General features: G+C 65.4%; 21 protein-coding genes and 1 pseudogene. 17 read left to right on the top strand and 5 right to left on the bottom strand.

All coding sequences use genetic code 11. The features are described 5' to 3' along the window. Positions 1–8: 8 nt before the first annotated feature. The 3 genes from FHU31_RS07440 to FHU31_RS07430 all read left to right on the top strand — a co-directional run bounded on the left by FHU31_RS07440 (position 9) and on the right by FHU31_RS07430 (position 3,508). On the top strand, positions 9–851 hold the full coding sequence (locus FHU31_RS07440; protein WP_167157083.1) for a dienelactone hydrolase family protein: 843 nt from the start codon (positions 9–11) through the stop codon (positions 849–851). Positions 852–901: 50 nt separating this feature from the next. Then, entirely contained in the window at positions 902–1,942 is a 1,041-nt protein-coding gene (locus tag FHU31_RS07435) for an LLM class F420-dependent oxidoreductase (protein WP_167157081.1), read from the top strand. Positions 1,943–2,158: 216 nt separating this feature from the next. Further along, positions 2,159–3,508 (top strand): DEAD/DEAH box helicase, encoded by a 1,350-nt coding sequence (locus FHU31_RS07430; protein ID WP_167157079.1) that lies wholly within the window; start codon positions 2,159–2,161, stop codon positions 3,506–3,508. Positions 3,509–3,630: 122 nt separating this feature from the next. Here FHU31_RS07430 and FHU31_RS07425 read toward each other — a convergent pair whose 3' ends face one another. Further along, complete coding sequence (locus FHU31_RS07425) at positions 3,631–4,296, bottom strand: TetR/AcrR family transcriptional regulator (protein WP_167157077.1); 666 nt, start codon at positions 4,294–4,296, stop codon at positions 3,631–3,633. 225 nt (positions 4,297–4,521) lie between these two features. On the opposite strand from FHU31_RS07425, the gene FHU31_RS07420 reads away from it, so the two are divergent. Then, complete coding sequence (locus FHU31_RS07420; protein ID WP_167157075.1) at positions 4,522–4,845, top strand: hypothetical protein; 324 nt, start codon at positions 4,522–4,524, stop codon at positions 4,843–4,845. 76 nt (positions 4,846–4,921) lie between these two features. Here the strand turns inward: FHU31_RS07420 and FHU31_RS07415 are convergent, their stop codons facing one another. Next, positions 4,922–5,575: a TetR family transcriptional regulator gene (locus FHU31_RS07415; RefSeq protein WP_167157073.1), complete on the bottom strand. Its 654-nt coding sequence runs from the start codon at positions 5,573–5,575 to the stop codon at positions 4,922–4,924. A gap of 143 nt (positions 5,576–5,718) precedes the next feature. Further along, positions 5,719–7,272 carry an aldehyde dehydrogenase family protein gene (locus tag FHU31_RS07410; RefSeq protein ID WP_167157071.1) on the bottom strand — a complete coding sequence of 518 codons (1,554 nt, stop codon included), beginning with the start codon at positions 7,270–7,272 and terminating at the stop codon, positions 5,719–5,721. A 146-nt stretch (positions 7,273–7,418) separates the two neighbouring features. Here FHU31_RS07410 and FHU31_RS07405 point away from each other — a divergent pair, with 146 nt between their 5' ends. From FHU31_RS07405 to FHU31_RS07370, 8 genes are all read left to right on the top strand, one after another. Next, complete coding sequence (locus FHU31_RS07405) at positions 7,419–7,613, top strand: ferredoxin (RefSeq protein ID WP_167157070.1); 195 nt, start codon at positions 7,419–7,421, stop codon at positions 7,611–7,613. Between the two features lie 16 nt (positions 7,614–7,629). Continuing rightward, entirely contained in the window at positions 7,630–9,231 is a 1,602-nt protein-coding gene (locus tag FHU31_RS07400; RefSeq protein WP_167157067.1) for an FAD-dependent oxidoreductase, read from the top strand. A 238-nt stretch (positions 9,232–9,469) separates the two neighbouring features. Then, entirely contained in the window at positions 9,470–10,648 is a 1,179-nt protein-coding gene (locus FHU31_RS07395; RefSeq protein ID WP_167157065.1) for an aromatic ring-hydroxylating oxygenase subunit alpha, read from the top strand. Between the two features lie 4 nt (positions 10,649–10,652). Further along, complete coding sequence (locus tag FHU31_RS07390) at positions 10,653–11,549, top strand: hypothetical protein (protein ID WP_167157063.1); 897 nt, start codon at positions 10,653–10,655, stop codon at positions 11,547–11,549. Further along, positions 11,546–12,301, top strand: a complete 756-nt coding sequence (locus FHU31_RS32015; RefSeq protein ID WP_167157061.1) for a Zn-ribbon domain-containing OB-fold protein — start codon at positions 11,546–11,548, stop codon at positions 12,299–12,301. Before FHU31_RS07390 ends, FHU31_RS32015 begins: the two co-directional genes overlap by 4 nt. After that, complete coding sequence (locus tag FHU31_RS07380) at positions 12,298–13,464, top strand: thiolase C-terminal domain-containing protein (RefSeq protein ID WP_167157059.1); 1,167 nt, start codon at positions 12,298–12,300, stop codon at positions 13,462–13,464. Before FHU31_RS32015 ends, FHU31_RS07380 begins: the two co-directional genes overlap by 4 nt. 28 nt (positions 13,465–13,492) lie before the next feature. Beyond that, complete coding sequence (locus FHU31_RS07375; RefSeq protein ID WP_167157057.1) at positions 13,493–15,007, top strand: class I adenylate-forming enzyme family protein; 1,515 nt, start codon at positions 13,493–13,495, stop codon at positions 15,005–15,007. 149 nt (positions 15,008–15,156) lie between these two features. Continuing rightward, positions 15,157–16,563, top strand: coding sequence for an IS1380 family transposase (locus tag FHU31_RS07370; protein ID WP_167155782.1), 1,407 nt, complete (start codon positions 15,157–15,159; stop codon positions 16,561–16,563). Positions 16,564–16,740: 177 nt separating this feature from the next. Here FHU31_RS07370 and FHU31_RS07365 read toward each other — a convergent pair whose 3' ends face one another. Continuing rightward, a complete protein-coding gene (locus tag FHU31_RS07365) occupies positions 16,741–17,517 on the bottom strand; it encodes an SDR family NAD(P)-dependent oxidoreductase (protein ID WP_167157055.1) in 777 nt (258 codons plus the stop codon). A 618-nt stretch (positions 17,518–18,135) separates the two neighbouring features. Between FHU31_RS07365 and FHU31_RS07360 the strand changes: the two genes are divergently transcribed. The 4 genes from FHU31_RS07360 to FHU31_RS07345 all read left to right on the top strand — a co-directional run bounded on the left by FHU31_RS07360 (position 18,136) and on the right by FHU31_RS07345 (position 22,059). Beyond that, entirely contained in the window at positions 18,136–19,002 is an 867-nt protein-coding gene (locus FHU31_RS07360; RefSeq protein WP_167157053.1) for an SDR family NAD(P)-dependent oxidoreductase, read from the top strand. A gap of 22 nt (positions 19,003–19,024) precedes the next feature. Then, positions 19,025–20,257: a cytochrome P450 gene (locus FHU31_RS07355; protein WP_167157051.1), complete on the top strand. Its 1,233-nt coding sequence runs from the start codon at positions 19,025–19,027 to the stop codon at positions 20,255–20,257. Between the two features lie 114 nt (positions 20,258–20,371). After that, positions 20,372–21,013, top strand: a complete 642-nt coding sequence (locus FHU31_RS07350; protein ID WP_167157049.1) for a TetR/AcrR family transcriptional regulator — start codon at positions 20,372–20,374, stop codon at positions 21,011–21,013. Between the two features lie 209 nt (positions 21,014–21,222). Further along, the gene (locus FHU31_RS07345) at positions 21,223–22,059 is read left to right on the top strand and encodes an enoyl-CoA hydratase-related protein (protein ID WP_167157048.1); all 837 of its coding nucleotides are present in this window, start codon (positions 21,223–21,225) and stop codon (positions 22,057–22,059) included. 198 nt (positions 22,060–22,257) lie between these two features. Here the strand turns inward: FHU31_RS07345 and FHU31_RS07340 are convergent. Continuing rightward, a pseudogene (locus tag FHU31_RS07340) lies at positions 22,258–22,773 on the bottom strand (ABC transporter ATP-binding protein); the annotation flags it as partial. Positions 22,774–22,894: 121 nt separating this feature from the next. On the opposite strand from FHU31_RS07340, the gene FHU31_RS07330 reads away from it, so the two are divergent. Continuing rightward, positions 22,895–24,333 (top strand): IS3 family transposase gene (locus FHU31_RS07330; RefSeq protein ID WP_234901327.1). Its coding sequence is split into 2 segments (ribosomal slippage): positions 22,895–23,261 and positions 23,261–24,333, totalling 1,440 coding nucleotides; the frame shifts between segments, so codons are not numbered across the junction. Positions 24,334–24,346: the final 13 nt, after the last annotated feature.

The following is a 24,346-nucleotide window of genomic DNA, read 5'->3' as shown; positions in this document are numbered from 1 at the left end:
GTCAACGGGTGGCCAGGACGAAGAAACTATTCGCTGCGCTGACCCGGCGCGGCCCGCATCGTGTACTCCGCGGCGACCTGGCCTTTGCCGGTCTGCCGGGCGTGGTCTACACCCCTGAATCGGGGCTGGGCCTGCCCGGCCTGGCGTTCGGGCACGACTGGCTGACCGGCGCCGACCGGTATGCGGGCACCCTGGAGCATCTCGCGTCCTGGGGCATCGTGGCGGCGGCACCCGATACCGAGAAGTCCTTGGCCCCGTCCGTGCTCAACGCCGCGTTCGACTTGGGCACCGCGCTCGACATCATCGCCGGGGTGCGCCTGGGACCGGGCAAGATCAGCGTCCATCCGGACAAGCTGGCCGTGGCCGGGCACGGTTTCGGCGGATCCGCGGCGGTGTTCGCCGCGGCCGGTATGCAGGGCAGGCTCAAAGCCGCAGCCGCCCTGTTCCCGGCCGCATCCAGCCCGCCGGCCGAGCAGCCGGCCGCCGGGCTGACGCTGCCCGGGCTGATCCTGCGGGCGCCGTCCGACGGCACCGCCATCCGTTCCAATGCCGACGCGTTGGCCGGCGCGTGGCGCACCGCGACGACGCGCACGGTGTCCAAGGCCGAACCCGGCGGGCTCGTGGAGGGTCGGCGCCTGAGCAGGCTGGTCGGCCTGCCCGGTGCCGATCGGGGCACGCAGAAGGCGGTGCGGGCGCTGTTGACCGGCTACCTGCTGTTCGTGCTGGGCGGCGACAAGACCTACCGGGAGTTCGCCGACCCGGAGGTCACGCTGCCCAAGACCGCACCGATCGACCCGGAAGCCGTCCCGCCGACGCTGGAGGACAAGGTCGTCGCCCTACTCAAGGGCTGACAGCCGAACCGTCCAAATCCCAACCAACCGGTTGGTGATATAACTCTGGCATGCGGACAGGGATCTTTCTGGGCTACGCCGGCGGCTTCAAGGAGGCGGCCGAACAGGTCGTGGCACTGGAGCAGGTCGGCATCGACATCGCGCTGGTCGCCGAGGCCTACTCCTACGACGCGATCAGCCAGCTGGGCTACCTGGCCGCCAAGACCTCGACAATCGAGCTGGGCACCGGCGTGGTCCCGATCTACACGCGCACCCCGTCCCTGCTGGCGATGACGGCGGCCGGGGTCGACTACGTCTCCGAGGGACGCTTTCGCCTCGGCATCGGCACGTCCGGGCCGCAGGTCGTCGAGGGCTTCCACGGCGTGCCGTTCGATGCACCGCTGGGGCGCACCCGCGAGGTGGTCGAGATCTGCAGGCAGGTGTGGCGGCGCGAGAAGGTCAGCTACGACGGCAAGTACTACCAACTTCCGTTACCCGCCGGCCGCGGCACGGGACTGGGCAAGCCCCTGAAGCTGATCAATCACCCTGTACGGGAACGTATTCCGATCACCATCGCGGCACTCGGACCGCAGAACGTGGCGCTCACCGCCGAGATCGCCGAAGGCTGGCAGCCCGTCTTCTACTACCCGGAGAAGGCCGACGAGGTCTGGGGCGAGGCGCTGCGCGCCGGCGCCGCCAAACGCGATCCGGCACTGGGCCCGCTCGACGTGATGGTCAGCGCCAGCCTGGCCATCGGCGATGACGTCGAGGACCGCCTGGCGTGGGCGAAACCGCAACTGGCCCTGTACATCGGAGGTATGGGCGCGCGCGGGAAGAACTTCTATCACAATCTGGCCACCCGCTACGGTTACGGCGAGGTCGCCGACCGTATCCAGGACCTCTACCTGGCGGGCAAGAAGGCCGAGGCGATCGCCGCCGTGCCCGACGATCTGGTGCGCCACGTATCCCTGGTCGGGCCAAAGGGATTCGTCAAGGAACGGCTGGCCGCTTATGCCGAGGCCGGCGTGACGACCATCCTGGTACATCCGCTGACCGACGACGCCACCGAGGCCGTCGCGTTCGCCGAGGATCTCGTCGCACTGACCGACTGAGCGGGTCGGCGCCGCGCCGTCCCACGTGACGCGCGCCTCACAATTGGGCCGGATGCGCCATTGTTGGGTACGCTTTAGTCCAGCGGCATCGTCTGTTCTGCCTTTTGCCGCCTCGCCAGGGCCTCTTCGGGCCCTGCTCGATCGTCACACCGAGCGCCGCGGGAACCACCCCGCGCCGGGCAGGACGACCACACTCGACTTTTCTGGAGTTCATTCGTGTCCACGTTTGCCGACCTCGGCTTGCCCGAGGCCGTTGTCACCACCCTTGCCGCCAACGGCATCACCAGCCCCTTCCCCATCCAGTCTGCGACCCTGCCGGATTCCCTGGCCGGTCGCGATGTGCTCGGCCGCGGCCGCACCGGATCGGGTAAGACCTACGCGTTCCTGCTGCCCCTGGTGAGCCGCCTCGCGGCCAACCCGGCCCCGCGGCGCTCCAAGAGCTTCCGCGCGCTGGTCCTGGCCCCCACTCGCGAACTGGTCAGCCAGATCGACGCGGCCCTTGCGCCCCTGGCGCAAGCCACCGGCCTGCGGTCGGCCACCATTTTCGGCGGCGTCAGCGCCAACCCCCAGATCGACAAGCTGCGCAACGGCATCGATATCGTCATCGCCTGCCCCGGCCGGTTGGAAGACCACGTCAAGTCCGGTCACGCCGACCTGTCCGGCGTGCAGATCACCGTTCTCGACGAGGCCGACCATATGGCCGACCTCGGCTTCCTGCCCCCGGTCAAGCGCCTGCTGGACCGCACCCCGCGCGACGGTCAGCGCCTGCTGTTCTCGGCCACGCTCGACAATGGCATCGATGTGCTGGTGGACCGCTACCTGCACGATCCCGTGGTGCACAGCGTCGATTCCGAGCAGTCGCCGGTCGCCGCCATGGCCCACCACGTGCTGCACGTGGACGGGGCCGCACGGTTCGACGTGCTCGCCGACCTGGCCGCGTCGCCGGGCCGCACCATCGTGTTCGCCCGCACCAAGTACGGCGCTAAAGGTCTTGCGCGGAAACTTAATTCGCGTGGTGTCCCGGCAGTGGAACTGCACGGCAACCTTTCTCAGAACGCCCGCACCCGGAATCTGGCCGCGTTCTCCGATGGGTCGGCCACGGTCCTCGTGGCCACTGATATCGCCGCCCGCGGTATTCACGTCGACGATGTCAGCCTCGTGGTGCACGCCGATCCGCCGGTCGAACACAAGGCCTACCTGCACCGGTCCGGGCGCACGGCCCGCGCCGGCAACGACGGCACCGTCGTGACGTTGATGGTCGACGATCAGGTCTCCGATGTCCGCGTGCTGACCCGCAAGGCGGGCATCAAGCCGACCGTCACCAAGTTCAGCGGTGCCTCGCATCCGGTGCTTCAAGAGATCGCCCCGGGCGAGCGGACTTTCACCGGTCCGATCGCGCTGTCCACCCCTGAGCCTGCAGCGACGCGGTCGCCGCAGCAGCCCGGTCGTTCGTCCGGCCAACGCCGTCGGCCCAACCGGGCCACGGGCGCCGGTGCCGGCCGCTCCGGCGGTCACAGTGGTGCCGGGGGCCGGGCACGCCACGGCAGCGCCGGGCAGCACCGCTAGGCCCTGACACTGCGGCGGCCACCCCGTCGAACCGACTGCGCACCTTCAGCATCGAATGCTGAAGGTGCGTAGTCGTATCGGCTGCGCGCCCGGCCGGCGCGCTCAAAGTCGACGTGGCGTCGTCAGCCTTGATCCGTGGTGGCATTGCCGCCACGGGTTCTGCGGTCACGAGGTGGCGCGACCCCCAGTCGGACGAGGTGGATCGCGGTGTCCGCGATCTCCTCGGACGTGATCTGCTCGCGAGGGCGGTACCAGCGAGACACCCAGATGATCATGCCCAGGATCAGCCGCGCGGTGACCGTGGGATCCCCTTCGTCGAGGTATCCGCGTTCCATGTTCGCACTGACCACACCGACCCACATCTTCTCGAAATGGCGGCTCCACGAACGCCACCGGTTGTACACCTCGGGCGGCAATCCCGCTCCCCCGAAGAACACCGGCAGGTAGCTGCGCATACTCACCGCGGCATCGGCCTGCAGTCTGATCATCGCCATCAGTTGTTCACCGGGGTCGGACGAGCCGGCGATGGCGGCCTTGGTGCGCTCAGTCAGTTCCCCGGTGCAGCGTTCGAACAGGATGCCGAGCAGGTCCTCTTCGGTCGGCACCGCCCGGTACAGCGTGGCACGAGAAACACCCAGCTTGTCGGCGGTATCGACGATCGTCACCGCCTCGTACCCGCCCTCGGCGAACAGAGCCGCCACCGCGTCGGCGACCGCGTCACGATCGATCGCCAGTCGAGGTCTTCCCCTGGGACGCTTCGACTGTTCGCCGTTCGCGACCTCCGCCACGGATCTCCCCTCGCTGCGGTCAACAAATCTTCTCCCAGCGAGTTTAGAGCCTCATCGTCGCATTACTCCGTGGCCTGAGCCAACCGGCCGGCGATGAGGAGCGACTATGGATTCGAACAGCCCGATACGACGGCTGGGCGCCGGTACCAACGCCTGCCTCAGTGGCGTCAGGTCGACGTTCGAAACCAGCAGGGGATTCGGTGCACAGTTTGCCACTCCGAACGGGTGGTACTTGCCCAGGCGTTGGCGAACGCGGCCATCACCGCCGCCGACGTACCTGCCTTCGACTCGTCCCAGCCATTCGCGGTGACGGCGGCCGCGGCCGCACGCTCAGCACTTTGTCCGCGCATCGAATATGTCGGCGTCCGAAAGGTTTTCGGGCGACCGTTGGCCGAGTTCGAGAACACCTGGTTCCGGCTGGCTGAACTGTCGGCCACAATGGCGACCAACGCCGCATCCGGCGCGTTCGCCGATGCCCGGTTCCTGCGCCTGGCTGCGCAGAGGTTCTCCGATCCCCGAACCGCACTCGCCGGCCGGATCGGACTGTAGCGCAGCCGCCGACCGGTCACCGAGCGAAAACTACAGAGCGTGAGGCATTTACGGTCGTCACGGAGTGGTGACGAGTTCAGGCCGATGCCTCGTCGATACTGGCACGGTTCTCGTCTTCGAGCAGGACCCCGTACAGGAAACTACGGATCCGTTCGGCGAACATCTCCTTGACCGTCATTTCGTTGGCGGCCAAAGCCTCTGCCAGATGCGGGTATTCGGTCGCATTGATATCGGGGAACAAGGCATGCCTGCCACGCGGGTTACGCACCGCCTCGGCGAGAACGGCTCCGATACATAGCGTTTCGATCCCGTCGAGAATGCGCACGTGCAGGCGGACGGGAACGCCGGACGCACCCAGGAATCGGGCGGCATCCTCGAAGCTGTTGACAAGCGTCTCGCGCGGCAGGTGTTCGACCAGGATCGGTGCCGTATTACGGTGCCGAAGCACCGACTGCCGGAAGTTCAGCGCGAGCGTCACGAAGTATTCCGGCCAGTCCGGTCCGGGCGCACGCCTCGGCTTGATGACAGATTTGCCCGCGACGTGCCGCGCGATCGCGGTGAGGATTTCGTTCTTGTCGGAGAAGTGGTGATAGAGCGACGGGGCGCGAACACCCATATGGCTGGCAAGCCGCGGCAGGCTGAAAGCGTCCAAACCCTCGGAGTCGATGATCTCGATGGACGCCTGCACCGCTGCTGCTCTGCTGATCAGCGGTTTGGACGGTCGCGCCATGCCACACTCCCCGATAACCTAATGAGACTCGGCTAGCATACCGCAGCGAAAGTTGCATATGGGCTTTCTGTCCGGCGGCCGAAAGCTCGACCAGCGGATGCTGCGGCGCTCTGGACTACCGATCCCGCCCGGCGCGGTCGATTTCACCGACGTGCCCTGAGCCCCAGCCGCCGCCGCCAGTCGTGCGCACCGAGCAGCCTCGCCGCGCGGCTGATCAGACGCGCCTTGGCCGGGAGCACGGGGTACCAGAGTGGCTCCGACTTCAGCGAAAAACGCTCTTCCACAACTGATTGCTGACGGCAGTACTTCAACACGCCGTTGGCGCCGCCGAATCGCGTCCCCAGTCCCGAGTTCTTCCATCCACCCATCGGGATGGGCATCTGGAACGTTGCCACGAGCGCATTGTTGACCGAGACCGATCCAGCCTCGATACGCCGGGACAGCCGGTCGGCCGTGCCGCGATCACGCGTCCACAGGCTCGAGCTCAATCCGTACTCGGAGTCGTTGGCAAGGGCAATCGCCTCCTCGGCGTCGGCGACGCGCATGATCGCCAGTGTGGGCCCGAATGTCTCTTCCCGCATGCACGTCATGGAATGGTCCACGTCGACCAGGACCGTGGGTTCGAAGAAGTTGCCCTCCGTGCCGGGCTCACCCCCGCACAGGATCCTGGCGCCCTTGTCGACCGCATCGTTCACGTGATCGGTCACGATGGCGACCTGGGCGGCCGTCACCATGGCGCCGATATCGCAGGCGAAGCTGCCCGGCGCGTCCATCCCCTGCCGCAGCGCTTTCACCTTGGCCGTCACCAGCGCCACAAATTCGTCGTAGACGGCTGACTCGACATACACCCTCTCGACTCCCACGCAGGCCTGCCCTGAGTTGGTCATCCCGCCCCACACCGCGGCCCCGGCCGCTCGTTCGATATCGGCGTCGGCGAGCACGATGAACGCGTCCTTGCCGCCGAGCTCCAAACTGCACGGGATCAGCCGCTCCGCACAGCGGACGGCAATGGCCCGGCCAGTCCGGACCGAGCCGGTGAACATGACCATGTCCACCTGGTCGACGACGGCGGCACCGGCGGCACCGCCGCCGGTCACACAGCCGAGTACGGGCGGGGCGCCGATCTCCTCGTTCCAGCCTCGCACAGCCTCGGACCAGGCCAGCGGAGTTACCTCTGACGGTTTACACAACACCGCCGCACCTGCGACCAGGGCGCCGGCCACGTCCATCATCGGTCCGGCCAGCGGGCCGTTCCACGGCGTGATCAAGCCGACAAGTTGATGGGGCCGCACCTGCACGCGCAGGCGGCGTACCGAGTTCGCCGGACCTGCCGGTTTCACCTTGCGGTCAGCCAGGAAGCCCTCGGCGTGCTTGGTGAAGTAATTGATGACGTCGATGACGACCGCCATCTCCATCGACGCATCAGCCCAGGATTTACCTGTTTCCTGTTGTACCAGCGTCAATATCCGGCGCTCGTTGTCCAACAACCAGTCCAGCCATCTCAGCAGGTGGGTGCTGCGCCCGCGCGCACCCAGCGCCTCCCACGCAGGCTGAGCCGAACGCAGCCGGGCGGCCATGGCGGCGACATCAGCGGGTGTCAGGTCGGGCACTGCGCCGGCCACGCTGCCATCGGCCGGACAGCGTACGACGATCTCAGATCTCGCGTCGGACGCTGGGGCAGTGGTGGTTTGGTCCATCGACGATACTTCCCCTCGGTCAAGGTAACGCAATATATCTAAAGTCGTGAGGTTTATACCCCGCGTTACCCACTGTGGACTTCAATACACCTAAATCCTATAGTTTTACTAGGCAGTAAATGTCCTCTCAGCCTAGGAGACACCACATGAAGATACGACTGGATCGGCCCAAGTGTGCCGGCCACGCCCAGTGCTACGCGGTCGATCCCGACCTCTTCCCGATCGACGACGACGGGTACTCCATTCTGGAAACCCGCACCGTCGCCGCGGACGAGGAACAAACGATCCGCGATGGCGTGGCGTCCTGCCCCGAACTCGCGCTGATCCTCGAAGAGGACTAGGGCCCCGGTCCGTCCCATGAGTTACGTCATCACCCAGAACTGTTGCAAGGATGCCAGCTGCATAGCGGTGTGTCCGGTCGACTGTATTCGGCCGTCCGGCGCGGGCGGCGAGTACACGGACACGGAGATGCATTTCATCGACCCGGAGACCTGCATCGACTGCGGTGCGTGCATGGAGGAATGCCCGGTCGACGCGATCTACTACGACGAAGACCTGCCTGCCGAACTCGCCATCTTCCGCGATATGAACGCGCGGTACTTCGACCGGCATCCACTCACCGCCGGCGAGCCGGTATCGCCGGCCGACCACCCGGCCGTCGAGCCAGGGGCACTCCGGGTCGCCGTGGTCGGGGCGGGACCCGCGGCGTGCTACGCCGTAGCGGCACTGACTCGCACCCCGGGCGTGGAAGTCGATGTCTACGAACGACTTCCCACTCCTTTCGGCCTGGTGCGCGCCGGGGTCGCGCCCGACCACCAGCACACCAAATCGGTCGTCGACATCTTCAACCGCATGTTTGGTGACAGTCGGGTGGGCTGCCATTTCAACGTCCAGATCGGGCGCGATCTGACACATGACGACCTGATGGCACACCACCACGCGGTGATCTACGCCGTCGGAGCCTCCCGCAGCCGCGAGCTGGGAATCCCGGGCGAGCGGTTACCCGGGAACTCGCCGGCCGCCGACTTCGTCGGTTGGTACAACGGGCACCCCGACCATGCCCGACACGAGTTCGATCTGTCGGCCGAGCGGGTCGTGATCGTGGGCAACGGCAATGTCGCCCTCGACGCGGCCCGGGTCCTGCTCATGGACGCCGCCGAGCTGGCCGGCACGGACATCGCCCAACATGCCCTGGATGCGTTGTCGAACAGCTCGATACGCGAGGTGGTCATCCTCGGGCGGCGCAGCGCCCGTTACGGGGCGTACTCGGTGGGTGAGTTCGCCGCGCTGGAGCACCTTCCGGGCATCGACGTCGTCGTCGACACCAACGATCTCGCCGATCTTCCGGATGATGACGTGGAGACCACCCTGAAACTCGAGATCGCCCGTCGTTACGCCCAACGGGAGGCCAACCCTGGCAACAAGCGCATCGTCTTCCGGTTCGACACCACACCGGTCGAGATCACCGGGACCGACCGTGCCGAGGGGATACGAGTTGGCCTCGCCGGCGGCATGACCGAGGTGCTGGACACCCCGTTGATCCTGCGTTCGATCGGCTATCGCGGAATACCAAGTCCCGGATTGCCATTCGATGAGGACCGTGGCGTGATACCCAACGACCGGGGGCGCGTGGTCGACCCCGACGGCGCACCGGTCGAAGGCGTGTATGTGACCGGCTGGATCAAGCGCGGACCACGTGGCGTGATCGGCACCAACCGCACCTGTGCGGAAGAAACCGTCGAGAGTCTTTGGCAGGACTTCGACGGGGGACGACTCAGCGGCCAGGTGGGCAATCGCGAGGCATTGCGACAGACCTTGGCCGACCGCGGCGCAGACCCTGTCGGCTGGAAGGGCTGGCGTGCCATCGACGCCGAAGAGCGGCGCAGGGGCAGTGCTACGAAACGCCCGCGAATCAAGTTCGTGGACATCGCCGAGATGCTGGCAGCGGCACGCGGATAACCACCCCTGAGCAGGCAATAGAGATCAACGAAAGCGTCATACGACACTTCTTGATTGACGTCTCATACCTATCGGCGTAAGGTTTTTTGCACCGGTGGTACGGGGTCACAGGCCACAAGCCGAGTACCGATTGCCACCGATGACGTGAGGCGAGCCAAAAAGGGAGGGTCATGACACTCCGGTCCGCCAGTGCACGCCCTCGCCGGTCACATTCACCGCAGAGAAGTAAAGGCACATCATGACAACATCGCTTCCCCGGCAGGATCGCATCCGACGGGCGCTGGAGTTGCTACGCAACGAGACGACCGACAAGCTCGACGACGTCGTCGATTTCGCCGCACACGAGTTCACCGACCCGGTGCTGGCCCAGCAGGAGCGAGACCACATCTTCGGCAAGGTGCCGTCGATCGTGGCGCACAGTACCGAATTGGCGAAGCCTTACGACTTCCTCACCGTCCAGATGCCCCGGAACAACGTCATCGTCGTCCGCCAGAAGGACGGCGGGATCAAGGCGTTCGTCAACCTGTGCCGGCACCGCGGCGCCCTTCTGGAAGAGAACGAAAAGGGACGCTGCCGGTTCTTCTCGTGCCAGTACCACCGCTGGTCGTACAATCCCGACGGATCGCTGCGAATGGTGACCAGGGACAACACTTTCGGCGAGATCGACCACAAAGAGCACGGACTCATCGAGTTGCCGTGCGAGGAACGGCACGGGTTCGTCTGGCTGGTCGACAACGCGAACGCCTCGATCGACGTCGCCGACTGGCTGGGCCCGGAGATGGACACCATCCTGGCGGGCTACCGCCTTGACGAGCTGGAATGTGTACGGTCGGCCGGTTTCGACGAACCCACGAACTGGAAGATCATGCAGGATGCGTTCCTGGACGGCTACCACATCCAGTACGCCCACCCGAACACCGCGGGCAAGATCATTCACACCAACGTGATGGCGTTCGAAGACTTCGGCAGGCACTGCCGCTTCATCGCGCCGCGCAAGTCGATCGACCGGTGGTTGGAGGAGGATCCCGGAGACCGGCCGCTCGATCGCTACGTCACCGAGACGCACTTCCTACTACCCAACAGCACCCTGCTGCGCCAGCCCGACCACTTCCAGTTGCTGACCTTCCGTCCACACCCCCAGGACCCGACCCGGTCTCGTATGGAGCAGCGCCTGATGGTGCCTTCGGTGGAGAAGTCGGGAATGACCGAAGAGCACTGGAACAAAGTCTGGGACAAAAACTGGGAGATCCTCCTCGCGGTGCTGCACAACGAGGACTTCCCCCTGCTGCGCAATTCTCAGCGCGGTATGGCCAGCGCCGATGCCGGCGATATGCTGTTGGGCCGCAACGAGGCCGCCAACCAGGTGTTCCGCCGCGAAACAAAGAAGCTCGTCGCCGAAGGTATCGGCGAATCCTGACCCGATGATCAAATACGAATGGCGGAACAGCCTCAGTGAGGCTGAGTCGACCGAACTCGCGGACCTGCTGCATCGAGCCGCCGAGTACGATGCCGAACCCGAGTACACCACCATCGACTTCCGCGATGTCGAATACGCCATGGCACAACCGGATTCGTTGAGTCGCCACCTGCTGGTCTGGATGCTTCCCTACGCCACCGCGCTCGGTGAACGGGACCGGCCCGAACGTATCGCCGCGCTGCTGCGAATCACCTCTTCGGGCAATGGCTTCGGCGAGGCATTCCTCGTCGTCGACCCCGATCTGCGGTCCATCGGCATCGTGACCCTGTTACTGGAGCGCGTCGGCCTGGACACCTCGGCACCCGGCGGCTGGCTGGGCACCGGTGTGCACACACTGACCGCGTGGGCGCAGGGTAACCACCCCGCCACCGGCCGTATCAGCAATCGATTCCTGATCCCGCGGACACGGCGCGTGTGGAAGCTCATCCGCGCCACCGATTCGTTCGAAGACGCCACCAGTGCACCCGTGCTGGAACCCACCTCGGTCTCGGCTCTTGAGGACCTCGGATGGGCGTCCGGCTTCCCGGCGACCGCGGCGTGTCACGCTCTACGCGAGGGCGGACGGGTCATCGGCGCGGTCGCCCTCGACCTCGCGCCCGTGTCGTCCGAGGAGTTTGGCGCCTGCGCCACGGTCCGGTCCGTGGCCAGCGCACCCAACGCCGATGCGCGCCATCGTAAGCAGCTGCTCAACGGTGCCGCGGCGATCGCACACGAGGCGGGCCGTACCGGGCTGATCATCCACGTCGACTCCGACGATTCAGGCCTGGTCAACGCGTGCCGCCTGGCCAACTTTCAACATGACCGCACCGATGTGCTTCTACAACTCGGAGGCCACGCATGACAGTCGACGTCCAGACACTTCCGCCCGATCTGGCCGATACCGTAGAGGCCCACGGCAAGGCCGTGGCCGCCGGTGACAACCGCTCCGTTCTGGCGGATTTCATGCCCGACCGGATCGGGCAGCTGATCGCCTCAGCTGATGTGCCCAACCGGCTCAAAGGTGCTGAGGTGCGCAGTATTTCCGATGTCGGAAACGGTCGCTACGACGCCGTCATCCGGTACACCAAACTCGATGACGAATGGTTCGAGCTGCGCAGCCGTTGGTTGCGGTTCGAAGACGGCAGCTGGCGGGTCTTCAGCGTCCGCAATATTCCGGCCACTGCGCCGTGGATGGACATCACCGGCTCGGCCGAGGACGGTTCCGACCAGCCACACTGGGACGGCCTGCGCGACGGTGTGCTGCGAATCCAGCGGTGCGGCACGTGCCGGACCTGGATCTGGTCACCGCGCCCGATCTGCCCGTCCTGCCATTCCTTCGACACCCGATGGGAAGCGGTGGAACCGACCGGCACGGTCTACTCCTGGACCCGGACCTGGCAGCCGTTCACCCCCGAGAGCACCGGGCATCTGCCGTATGTGGTGGTCCTGGTGGAGTTGCGCGGCGCAGGCGGATCACGCGTGGTCGGCGTCCTCGCAGATGCCGACGGCATCACCCCCGTCATCGGTGCACCCGTGCGTGGCACCATCGAGGCGCCCCCGGACGAAGAGCACTGGCCGTTGTTGCGTTGGCACCTCGAAAGTGAGACGAAGTGAGCGGGTTCCGCGGATCCACAGCCGTGGTCGGCGTCGGCAGCACCGGTTACTACAAGCGTGGGACCAGCCCGCTCACCTCACCACAGCTTGTCCTCCAAGCCATTTTGCGCGCCTGCGAGGATGCCGGTGCCGACCCCCGCACCGTGGACGGATTCGTCTCCTACGGCGGGGATTCCAGCGAAGGCATGGCCATCGGCGCGGCGCTCGGGGTTCACGAGGTCCGGTGGTCCACGGAGGTGTGGGGTGGCGGAGGCGGCGGTATCGCCGCGGCGATCAACTGTGCCGCGGCGGCAGTGCACAGCGGGCAGGCCGAGTGCGTCGCGGTGTACCGGGGCCTGTCCGAGACCACCGATGGCCGTCGTGCCTTCGCCAAAGGCCATCTCGGATCGCTCTATGCCGCGCACGGCGTGCTCGCGCCTGCCCAGGTGTGCGCCCTGCGTACCCAGCGGCTGCTCGAGGTCGATGGGGTGCCGCGGTCGGCGTTGGAGGCGGTCTCACTGGCCGGCTACCACCATGCGCGCAACAATCCCGAAGCAGTGGGCTACGGGAACACCGTCGATCACGAGCGCTACGACAACAGTCGGTGGATATCCGAACCCCTGCATCTGTTCGACTGTTCCAGGGAGAACGACGGCGCGGCTGCTGTACTGGTGGTCAGCGCCGAGCGCGCGGCCGACTACCTCGGGGTGCCTGCCTACATCCTGTCCGGGGTGCAAGGTGCTGCCGCCGGCTGGACCGAGTCGGTGGAGAACGAGAAGAACTACACCACTGCGGGCTTTCATCCGGCGCTGGTTCAGCGGCTGTGGTCGGGTGCCGGTATCGGACCGAAGGAAGTCGACGTGGCGCAGGTCTACGAGAACTTCACCGGGCCGGCCGTCGCCGCGATCATCGACCACGGATTGAGTCCGGCCGGGCCGGCTGCGGGTGACTTCCTCACCTTGGAGAACCTCACGGTGGGCACCGGCGGACTCCCGATCAACACCGCAGGCGGCAACATCGCGGAGGGGTTCGTCCACGGCATCGGTCTCGTGGTCGAAGCCGTGCGGCAGATTCGGGGCGGCTCTCCCAATCCGGTGGACGGTGCTGAGGTCTCCCTGTTGATCGGCGGTCCGATGGCACCATTGGTCAGTTCGACATTGTTCGGGTCGCCGGCGACGGTCTGACACCGGTATTCCTGGAGCGAGGAGAAAGATGGCAGCGACGGTCGGTTCAGCCCTCAACTGGTGGGCCAGAACCAAGGGCGAACACACCGCTCTCATCGTGGCAGAGGACCGGTTGACGTACCGGGAGCTGCATGACTGGTCGAGCAGGCTGGCGCGGCGGCTCACCGACGAAGGCGTCAAGCCCGGCGATCGGGTCGGACTGCTGGGTTCGAACTCGCTGGAGTGGCCGGTGGCGGCGCTGGCGATCGTCAAGTCCGGCGCGGTGCTGGTACCGCTGAACGCCCGGCTCAAAGCAGCCGAGATTCGCAAGATCGCCGATGACTCCGGACTGAGTCTCATCGTGTCCAGCCCGGCACACCTGCCGACAGCGGAAGAGGCCCGCGCCGGTGGTCGGGACTTCGCTGTTCTGGACTTCGGCATCGTGGACGCCGAGCGGGATGGAGCCCCGGACGATTTCAAGATCGATCGGGCACCGGAAGAACCCATCGCGGTGATCTTCACCAGCGGGTCGACCGGCCTGTCGAAAGGCGTGATCCTCACCAGCGCAACGCTGCTCGGCATCGTACTGGAGAACACGCTCACCCAGGACGGATTCAGTCCGGGCACGGTCGCGCTCCTGGTGCTGCCGCTGGCCTTCACACCGGGGTTGGTCTACGGCGTGCTGGTCACCACCATTCTCGGCGGAACCCTCATCGTCGAACCCGAACTCAACCCGTCCCGTGCGGTTAACCTCATCGAACAGCACCGTGCGCGTGTCCTCTTCGGTGTTCCACTGATCTTCGAGGCACTGTCGAAAGCTCCGGAATTCGCCGAAGCCGATCTGGGTTCGTTGCAGACCGCGATCATCGGCGGTGCAGCGGTACCCGTCGAACTGTTGGGCCGCTGGGCGGCCAAAGGGGTTCTGCTGCGCCAGATCTACGGAATGACGGAGTCTGGCGGGGTGGCCACGGCGACGCTGCCCCACGAGGCACTCGAGCATCCGGGCTCCTGCGGAATGGGATCCATCTTCACCGAGGTGCGGGTGATGGGCACCGACGGTGCGCTGCTGGGACCGGGTGAATTGGGCGAATTGGTGGTCCGCGGCCCCGGCGTGACGCCCGGGTACTGGGAGGCACCGGAGGAGACCGCGGCCGCCATCCACGACGGATGGTTGCACAGCGGCGACCTCGGCACCTGCGACGAAGCGGGCCGGATCAGCTTCGTCGACAGGCTGAAGGACCTCATCATCTCCGGGGGTATCAACATCTCTCCCGTCGAGTTGGAGTCGGCCATCGCCACCTTGGACGGGGTGGCCGAAGTGGCGGTCATCGCCGCTGCCGATGCACGGTTCGGCGAGACGCCTGCCGCGATCATCACCGGAACGGTCGGTGACGAAGCGGTGGTGATCCAGCACTGCGAGGCGCTGCTGTCCGACTACAAGGTGCCGCGGTATGTGGTGCTGCGGGACGAGCCATTACCGCGTCTGCCCAGCGGGAAACTCGACAAACGCACCATTCGCGCCGAGTATCGGGATGTGGCAGAACGGTTCCCACGCGCCCGGTGAAGGGTCCTCCGGGGGAGATGTGAAGCCTAAGCCTCGTTCCACCGACTGACCTGGTTGTATAGGGGTGTCGGAATGAGGAAAGTGCCCTCTGGGCTGGGATGATTGGTGTTCTCACGCATCAATCGGTCCAGTTCGGAAAGGCACTTCCGGTGCAAGTTTCGCATAGGTTCGCCTCGGATTCAGCGGTGTTCGACGATGGCAATCTCGTGTCGTGTGCCGGTGTGGTTGCGGTGATGACGTTGGCCGAGCAGACCGGGCTTTCGCGCTTGCTCGGCGAGAAGGTCCACATCAGCGCGCCGCGGATAAAGTCCGGGTCGGCGAACCCGGCACCGAAGCTGGCCACCGTGGTCGCAGGCATGGTTGCCGGTGCGGACTGCATCGATGACGTCGACATCCTGCGCAGCGGCGGGATGAAGTCGCTCTTCGACGGCGTGTACGCACCGTCGACGGTGGGAACGTTGCTGCGGGAGTTCACCTTCGGTCACGCCCGCCAGTTGGAGTCGGTGCTGCGCGAGCACCTGGTGGCGTTGTGCGGCCGGGTCGACCTGCTCCCCAACGCCGCCGAACAACGGGTGTTCATCGACATCGACTCGTTGCTGCGCCCGGTCTACGGCCACGCCAAACAAGGCGCCTCCTACGGGCACACCAAGATCGCCGGCAAGCAGATCCTGCGCAAGGGACTGTCCCCGCTCGCCACCACGATCAGCACCGCGTCCTCGGCTCCGGTGATCGCCGGGATGCGGCTCCGCGCCGGAAAGGCCAACTCGGGCAAGGGTGCCGCACGGATGGTCGCCCAAGCCATCAGCACCGCCCGCGCCGCCGGTGCCAGCGGGAAGATCCTGGTCCGCGGCGACTCGGCCTACGGCAACCGCAAGGTGGTCGCCGCGTGTGTCCGCGCAGGCGCCCAGTTCTCGCTGGTGATGACCCGCAACCCGGCCATCGACCGCGCGTTGGCCGCCATCGACGACGACGCGTGGACACCGGTGTCCTACCCCGGAGCGGTCCAAGATCCCGATACGGGGGCCTGGATCTCCGATGCCGAAGTCGCCGAAATCCCCTACACCGCATTCGCATCCACCCCCGATGCGATCACCGCCCGCCTGGTCGTGCGCCGCGTCAAAGACGCCCGCTACCCCGACGCGCTGTTCCCGGTGTGGCGGTATCACCCGTTCCTGACCAACACCGACCTGCCGGTCACCGAGGCCGACGTCACCCACCGCCAGCACGCGATCATCGAGACCGTGTTCGCCGATCTGATCGACGGAGCGTTGGCGCACATCCCGTCGGGCCGGTTCGGCGCGAACTCCGCCTGGGTGCTGTGCGCGGCGATCGCCCACAACCTGCTGCGCGCCGCCGGAGTCCTCGCCGGAGAACGTCACGGCCGAGCGCGGGGATCGACGCTGCGCCGCCGCATCGTCAACGTGCCAGCCCGACTGGCCCGTCCACAGCGCCGACCAGCCCTGCACCTACCTAGCCGCTGGCCCTGGTCGAAGGCCTGGCTTGCCCTGTGGCGCAGCATCATCGGACACAGCCCACCACAACGCGCGATCCCCTGATCAACTGCCAAACAGGCCCGACCGGAGCACACAGGAAAAGCTGGCCAGACCAGCGGGGCCACCTCATGCCCGCATCCCGAACATCGGCATCAACGAGAAACGACTCCCGTCACCGAGGTCAGTCGGTGGATCGAGGCTAAGCCCGTCTCCCCCGGCCACCCGGGCACATCTGTCGGGTCAGTGGCCGGAAGTACCTCCATCGACCGCGAGCGTCGATCCGGTGATGTAACTGGAGGCGCGGGAGGCCAAGAACACCACTGCAGTGTCGATCTCCTGCTGAGTGGCCACGCGTCCGAGCGGACAGGTGGCCAGAAATCCCGCCAGCGTATCCTCGGACATCTCACTGATCATGTCGGTCTCGACAAAACCGGGTGCGATGGCATTCACCCTGATTCCCTTTCGCGCCGACCACTGATTGGCCAGATCACGTGTCAGCCCGATCAATCCGGCCTTGCTCGCCGCATACGCCGCCTGGGGCAGTGTGGATTTCACCAACCCCAGCATGCTGGACACGTTGATGATGCTCGAACCGCGTCCCATCACCCGGGCACCGGCCTGCGCCATCCAGTACGCCCCGTTCAGGTTCACATCAAGCACCGCGCGGAAATCCTCGGGCCGCTCCGCGGTCGCGGGCGCAACGTGCGACATTCCGGCATTGTTGATCAGGACATCGACGTGGCCGAACTCCGCCACCGCCGCATCGACGAGCGCAGCACAGGCGTCGGGTGCCGTCACATCGGTCGGCACTGCCAGGCAGGCACCCCCAGCGTGGCGAACCTTCTCCGCGGTGGCCTCGAGCTGTGGGCGGCGCCTGCCCGCGATCACCACGTCGGCGCCGGCTTGGGCAAGGGCTTCGGCAAAGCCGGCGCCCAGCCCGCTTCCTGCACCGGTGACAATCGCTACCGCGCCGTTGAGACGGAACAGATCGAGCACCGACCCCGATTCCGACAGCATTGGTATTCCCCTTCAGCCGATCTGATCGCCATGAACTGTGGGAGTGGGTGCGCACATACACCACGCCCCACCGACAGCTATATAAATCTAATGTCATTAGTATTATCGACACCGAATGGTACGTGATGTATCGCAATTCGCCCAGCGCGATCAGCACGAGATTAGCCGCCACCACCACGCAACGCCGCCCTGAGCACCGAACCACCCCACCCCGTCGACGTGTCCGCCTCCCAATCTGCGCCGCCACCTTCAGCTAATTCGCGGTCGACCGCCGGACAGCACCTCGGCGCCGTCACGCCCGCCTGCTCGCGACAGCACCGAAGCCCGCACAGGTCGACGATTGCGACGCGGGCCGCCGTCGCGGGTACCGACCCCCAATGGGCCGACTGGCTCGGTGGACGCGGTCGCGCGATGGGGATAAGCGGGCTTCCGGTTCACGCGCCGAATATCCGCATTACGTGGGTAAACACCCGTAAATTATCGTCTGACACTTTTTGATTGACGTCTCATACCTATCGGCGTAAGGTTTCTCCAGCAGGTGTTGCACGTCACAGTGCCGCCAAGTTGCGAATTGCACTGCATACCGCCCCTTGGGCGGGGTAAACCCAGAGGAGGGTCATGAAGCTAGACGGCAAAGTCGTGTTGATCACCGGGGCCGGATCCGGCCTGGGCCGGCAGAGCTCACTCTTGTTCAGCGCAGAGGGCGCAAAGATCGCCATCGTCGATATCGATGGCGATCGTGCCGAGCAAACGTTGAAGCTGGTCTCGGAGGCCGGCGGCGACGCGATCGCACTCACCGCCGACGTGGCGTCGAAGAGCGAGATCGACACGGCGGTAAGGGAAACCGTCGATCACTTCGGCAAGCTCGACATCGCCTGGGCCAACGCCGGTGTGGTGTCCCGCGGCGGTGTCCCCTCGGTGGCGGGCGGCGAGTTCGTAGCCTTCGAAGACCTCACCGAATCCGATTGGCAGCACGTCCTCGGCGTCAACCTGTCCGGCGTCGTATACACGGCGCAGGCCGCTGTGCCTCACCTGAAGGCCAACGGCGGCGGCACCATCCTCGCCACGTCTTCGGCAGCGTCGATGGTCGCCTACCACAACATCGCGCTGTACTCGGCGACCAAGGCCGGCGTCAACGGTCTCGTCCGTGGCTTGGCTCTTGACTTGGGCCGCTGGGGAATTCGGGTCAATGCCCTGGCCCCGACGCACGGTATGTCGCCGAACTTCCTGATGCCACCGGGAACACCGGTGGTGGGACAATCCTACGAAGAGGTCGCGGGCCCGTGGAATCCGACGGTATCCCCCATCCCGCTCAAGCTGCAGCGGCCTCCTTCGCTGGACGACAACGCGAAGGTGGCGCTGTTCCTGGTCAGCGACGATTCGGCTTACATCTCCGGTGCGACCATCGGAGCCACCGACGGGGGCACCCTCACGCGTGTCGGCATGTGGTTCGACGAAGACCTCAACCCGCAGCCCATTTCCTAGAACACCGCGAAGGACAGCCCTGATGACCACAGCAGCAACCAGTGTTCCGGCCGAGCTCATCGTGGACTTCGACGTCTATGATCCCACGTTGGCAGCACCGATCGATGTCATGCGCGAGAAGATCGCGGAGTTGGCAGCCAAAGGTCCCGTGGTGTATTCCACTGCGCACGGCGGTCATTGGATCGTCACGCACTACAAGGAGATCCACCAGGTGTTGGCCGATGCCGATACCTTCTCCAGCTACCCGAACAATCTGCTGACGCCGGCCGATTTCGGCAAGTTCATACCGTTGGAGCTCGATCCACCGGATCACACGTCCTACCGTCGAGTGCTACAGCCGCTGTTCAGCCCGCAACGGATGAGAAAGCTCGGCGACGACATCCGCAGCGTCGTCAACGATCTGATCGATCAGATGGCGCCGAAGGGAGAGGCCGAGTTCATCTCCGAGTTCGCCCACGAGCTGCCCGCGCGGGTCTTTCTGGCGCTGATGGACTGGCCGCTAGAGGACGCGGCCCTGTTCTCCGAGGCAACCGACGCGATCCTGTTCGGCAAGCCGGGCGGAACCGAGGAAGAGTCACAGCAAGCCATCATGGCCGCATCGCTGACGGTGGCCGGCTACTTCAGCGGGGTCATCGCCGAACGCCGAGGAAAGTCCGGCGATGACGTCACGACTACGTTGATCAACACCGAGGTCGAACTCCCTGACGGCACCCGCCTACTCACCGACGAAGAACTGTTCCGGATGTTCTTCCTGTTGTTGATGGGTGGGCTCCACACCGTACAGGGATCGCTGGCATGGTCCATCGTGCACCTGACCAAGAATCCCGAACAGCGTGCTGCGCTGATCGCCGATCCGGCTTTGATCCCTCAGGCTGTGGAGGAGATCCTGCGAATGGAGGCCGCAGTCATCCCGGGTCGCCGAGCCACCCGCGACGTCGTCATCGGCGGTGTCCAGATCAGCAAGGACGATCAGTTGATCACACCGCTGTGCGCGGCCAACTGGGACACAAAGGAATTCGGGAATCCGGACGAACTGGACATCGAACGTCGGCCTAACCGGCACCTGTCCTTCGGCGCCGGAGTGCACCGCTGCCTGGGCTCACATCTGGGCCGGGTCGAGCTTGTCATCGCGTTGGAGGAACTGCACCGCCGCATTCCGGACTACCAGCTGGTCGATGCGGACCGGCCGGAGTTCCATGCGACGCAGGTCCGCGGATGCAAGCGGATGCCCATCACGTTCACCCCGCAGTCGTAACACTGCTTCAGTAGCGGCCGCTGTTCTGTCAGCTGTAGGCAATACGGCTGACAGAACACGTCGCGCTGTGACAGCAAGTGCGCGACACCTGGGGTTAGCGACAGGAGAGATGACATGGCTCGCCGCAGGAGCGGCACCGGCCTGAGCGCTGACGTCGATGAAGCACGTCAACAGATCCTCACCGCTGCCGAGCGGGTGATCGTTCGTTTCGGTGTGCACAAGACCACGATGGACGACATCGGCAAAGAGGCCGGTGTTTCACGGCCCACCGTCTACCGGTATTTCGGGGATCGTGACGCCCTGCTGGGTGCGCTCATCGAACGCCGGTCACGGCTGCTCTTCGCCCGAGCCTACGAGTTCATCCTCAGCCATGACACCTTCGCCGACCAGTTGATCGAAGGTCTGGTGTACATGGTCGATCACGGCCGCAAGGATCCCATCGTCCGCGTCCTGGTGAGTCCAGAGCACATGGAACTGACCACGCCCATCGTCGGCGGCAGTGACCTGGCGACCCGTCTCACCGCAGAGATGTGGGCACCCATCTTCCAGCAGGCCGTCGACCGTGGCGAGATACGCACGGGCTTGGATATGGCCGCCGTCGCCGAATGGATTGCGCTGGTCCAGTTCATCCTCGTCGGTCGGCTCGACTTCGCCAAACCAGACGATCCCGTTCACCGAAAGATGTTGCGGGAATTCGTGTTACCCGCATTCGCACCCGTCGGAGCCGCGTCGGCCGCCCAACAAGCGCACGCCTGAGCCACCACCTCACCGGTCCACGCACCACCGGCTCACAAAGGACCCGAAGCACACCCTCGCCAATGCCTTCCTATAATCTATTTTAGTTAGGTTTCATGACGCCGGCGGATATCCCGCCGGCGCACTGGTGACGGGATCGTTCCCTCCGCGGACCGCGACGCCCTTCCCTTCTCGGCATCAGATTCGTCGATCAACGGAGGTTCTGCTCCATGGAATTCACCACCATCATCTATGAGGTGTCACATCGGATCGCCACCGTCACGCTGAACCGGCCGGAAGCCCGGAATGCATTCACCCTCACCATGGCGGACGAACTGAACGCCGCCTTGCTCGCAGCCGACCGCGACGATTCGGTCCGAGTCGTGATCCTCCGTGCCGCCGGAGAACACTTCTGTGTGGGCATGGACATGACCGATGGGGAACCGACGGTGGGAGACTCGGACGATCCTGACTGGGATGAGCCCGCCACCAGGGTCGCGCGACCCCTGACCAATCTCAACAAGCCGGTCATCGCAGCCATCCAGGGAGCAGCGGTCGGAGTTGGCCTGTCGATGACGCTGCCGGCAGACTTCCGCCTCGCCTCCGACGATGCGCGCTTCGGCTTCGTCTTCGCTCGCCGCGGGCTGTTCCCCGAGGGCGGGTCGTTGTGGTTCCTGCCGCACCTGGTCGGACTCGCGAAGGCCAAGGACTGGATGATCAGCGGGCGGGTCTTCGATGCCCGCGAAGCGCTGGCGGCCGGCCCGATCACCGGTGTGCACCCGCCCGAGGAACTCTGGCCGGCCGCCGATGCTCTCGCACAAGACATCTGCGCCAACATCGCACCGGTATCCGCGGCGGTGATTCGGCGGGGGCTTGTCGCCATGGCCGCTCGCGGCAATCCAGAGGCGGCCTTCTCGATCGACAAGCAGACGATCTCCTATGGCTTCGGTACCGAGGACATGACCGAGGGCGTGGCCTCGTTTCTGGAGAAGCGCACCGCCGAGTTCACTGGTGTGGCACGCGCAGTCGTCGCCCGCTTCCCGTGGCTGGTGTTCAGCCGGGAGTAAGCCGCCTCCGGCACTCCCCCGCGGCGGTTAAGTCCAACACGGATCTAAATCAGCGCGAATGCCTGAGCGCTGTCCTCACGGGACAGATGCGGGGACAACGGTTCAGCGAGGGACCACGCAAGTGAACACTCTTGCGATGGGCTGACATACACCGCTGACACTCCTCTCACTGCCGAATCGGCACGCTCGGATCAGAACTCACCGGGTCGCTGGAAAATCCACCGTCGCCTCGTCGGCGAAGTCGCGCACCCTGTACTTGTGGGTGCCGTCCAGGTCGTCGAGGATTGCGGCCTGGGCGGCCGGCGGCAGGGTGTGCAGGATCTCGCGCACCCGAGCCTGACGACGCGCCACACCCTTACGCTCAGGCATCCCCGGCGTCGCAATGAGCTGCGGCGGCACACCCTCGATCTCCTCGACACCACCATCGCTCTGACCGGCATCCATCATCGCCTGCTCAGCCGCCGCGGTCGCCTCGTCCTTCTCCTCCGACATACCGATCGGACCAATCCGACGACCATTGAGGAACTGCTTGACCACCGGCTCCTCCGAGGTCAACAACACCTCACGCGGACCGAACATCACCAAATGCTTGCGGAACAACATCCCGATGTTGTCCGGCACCGTCCGCGCAATATTGATGTTGTGCGTCACGATCAGCACCGTCGCATCGATCTGGGCATTGATATCGATCAACAACTGCGACAGATACGCCGTACCCCTCTCTGCCAACCTGGGTTGAGGCACCCGCCCCCTGATAATTAGTGACCCGAGGGCGGGGATGGAGAGACTCCCCGAAATGACAAGCAAGGTGACGACGTTGGTCCGCTCGGCCGGGATGGAAGATCCTGGTCGGGTGGTTAACGATGCAACGCAACGTCCCGATCCCGAGGTGCCCGAACGCGCCAGGCGGCGGACCTTCACCGCGAAGTACAAGCTGGAGGTCCTCGCTGCCTACGACGCAGCACCCGACGGCGAGAAGGGCGCGGTGCTGCGCCGTGAGGGGCTGTATTCCAGCCACATCACCGAATGGCGCAAAGCCCGCGATGTCGGCGCGTTGGCGGGGCTGGCCGCCCCACGTGGGCGCAAGCGCCGTGATCGGCAGGCCGAGCAGATCGCCCGCCTGCAAGCAGAAAAGCAGCGACTGGAGCAGGAGCTGGCGAAGACCCGCGCCGTGGTGGATGTGCAGGCAAAACTGCACGCGCTCTTGGAGACGCTCTCCGAGAGCGCGGACATCGATCCGAGGTCGACACGATGACCGATCAAGCCATCATGGAGCTGGCGCCGCAGCTGGGCGTGCGGGCCGCCTGCGAAGCCGTTGGTGCCGCGCAGGCCAGCTACTACCGACGCCACCGGCACAGTCCGGTACCGCAGCGGCCAGAGCCCATAGCGCACCGTGAGCGGCGGCAACCGCGTGCGCTGAGTGCCGCCGAGCAGCAGGTGATCCTCGACGTGCTGCACAGCGACCGGTTCGTTGACCTGGCACCGGCTGAGGTGTGGGCCATCCTGCTCGATGAAGGCGTCTACCTGGGCTCGGAGTCGACGTTCTACCGGCTGCTGCGCGAAGCCGGCGAGGTGCATGAGCGCCGCCGGCAGGCCACCCACCCGGCGAAAGTGAAACCCGAACTCGTCGCCAACCGCCCAAATGCGGTGTGGTCGTGGGACATTACGAAATTGCGCGGCCCAGCGAAGTGGACCTACTACTACCTGTACGTAATCTTGGACATCTTCTCCCGCTACGTCGTTGGCTGGATGGTCGCCAGCCGCGAATCGGCCGCGCTGGCCGAGGTGCTGATCCGCCAGACCTGCGCCAAGCAAGAGGTCAACCGTGACCAGCTGACCATCCATGCCGACCGCGGCAGTTCCATGACCAGCAAGCCGGTTGCGTTCTTGCTCGCCGATCTCGGTGTCACCCAGTCACATTCGCGACCGCACGTCTCCAACGACAACCCGTTCAGCGAGTCCCAGTTCAAGACATTGAAGTATCGGCCCGACTTCCCCGGCCGGTTCGGCTCGATCGAGGAAGCTCGATTGCACTGCCAGGGCTTCTTCGGTTGGTACAACGATGAACATCGCCACACCGGGCTGGCCCTTCATACCCCCGCCGACGTCCACTACGGCCTGGCCGAGGCAATCCGCGACAAGCGTGCCGGCGTACTCGACGCCGCCTACGCCGCACGCCCGGAACGGTTCGTCCGCAAGCCGCCCGAACCACCGAAGCTCCCCACCAGCTCGTGGATCAACCCACCCGACCATCCACAGGAGGACGCTCAGTAAATACCGCGCAACG

The organism is Mycolicibacterium fluoranthenivorans, assembly GCF_011758805.1.
In the GTDB taxonomy this organism is placed as follows: Bacteria; Actinomycetota; Actinomycetes; order Mycobacteriales; family Mycobacteriaceae; genus Mycobacterium; species Mycobacterium fluoranthenivorans.
The sequence above is the reverse complement of the archived record's forward strand: the minus strand, read 5'-3'. Positions and strand labels throughout refer to the sequence as shown.

What these genes read in the sequence shown, in the direction of transcription:
- FHU31_RS07435 (WP_167157081.1), top strand. Translation starts at nt 902, where the DNA reads ATGCGGACAGGGATCTTTCTGGGCTACGCCGGCGGCTTCAAGGAGGCG.
- FHU31_RS07415 (WP_167157073.1), bottom strand. Translation starts at nt 5,575, where the DNA reads ATGGCGCGACCGTCCAAACCGCTGATCAGCAGAGCAGCAGCGGTGCAG.
- FHU31_RS07410 (WP_167157071.1), bottom strand. Translation starts at nt 7,272, where the DNA reads ATGGACCAAACCACCACTGCCCCAGCGTCCGACGCGAGATCTGAGATC.
- FHU31_RS07405 (WP_167157070.1), top strand. Translation starts at nt 7,419, where the DNA reads ATGAAGATACGACTGGATCGGCCCAAGTGTGCCGGCCACGCCCAGTGC.
- FHU31_RS07400 (WP_167157067.1), top strand. Translation starts at nt 7,630, where the DNA reads ATGAGTTACGTCATCACCCAGAACTGTTGCAAGGATGCCAGCTGCATA.
- FHU31_RS07395 (WP_167157065.1), top strand. Translation starts at nt 9,470, where the DNA reads ATGACAACATCGCTTCCCCGGCAGGATCGCATCCGACGGGCGCTGGAG.
- FHU31_RS07390 (WP_167157063.1), top strand. Translation starts at nt 10,653, where the DNA reads ATGATCAAATACGAATGGCGGAACAGCCTCAGTGAGGCTGAGTCGACC.
- FHU31_RS32015 (WP_167157061.1), top strand. Translation starts at nt 11,546, where the DNA reads ATGACAGTCGACGTCCAGACACTTCCGCCCGATCTGGCCGATACCGTA.
- FHU31_RS07375 (WP_167157057.1), top strand. Translation starts at nt 13,493, where the DNA reads ATGGCAGCGACGGTCGGTTCAGCCCTCAACTGGTGGGCCAGAACCAAG.
- FHU31_RS07365 (WP_167157055.1), bottom strand. Translation starts at nt 17,517, where the DNA reads ATGCTGTCGGAATCGGGGTCGGTGCTCGATCTGTTCCGTCTCAACGGC.
- FHU31_RS07360 (WP_167157053.1), top strand. Translation starts at nt 18,136, where the DNA reads ATGAAGCTAGACGGCAAAGTCGTGTTGATCACCGGGGCCGGATCCGGC.
- FHU31_RS07355 (WP_167157051.1), top strand. Translation starts at nt 19,025, where the DNA reads ATGACCACAGCAGCAACCAGTGTTCCGGCCGAGCTCATCGTGGACTTC.
- FHU31_RS07350 (WP_167157049.1), top strand. Translation starts at nt 20,372, where the DNA reads ATGGCTCGCCGCAGGAGCGGCACCGGCCTGAGCGCTGACGTCGATGAA.
- FHU31_RS07345 (WP_167157048.1), top strand. Translation starts at nt 21,223, where the DNA reads ATGGAATTCACCACCATCATCTATGAGGTGTCACATCGGATCGCCACC.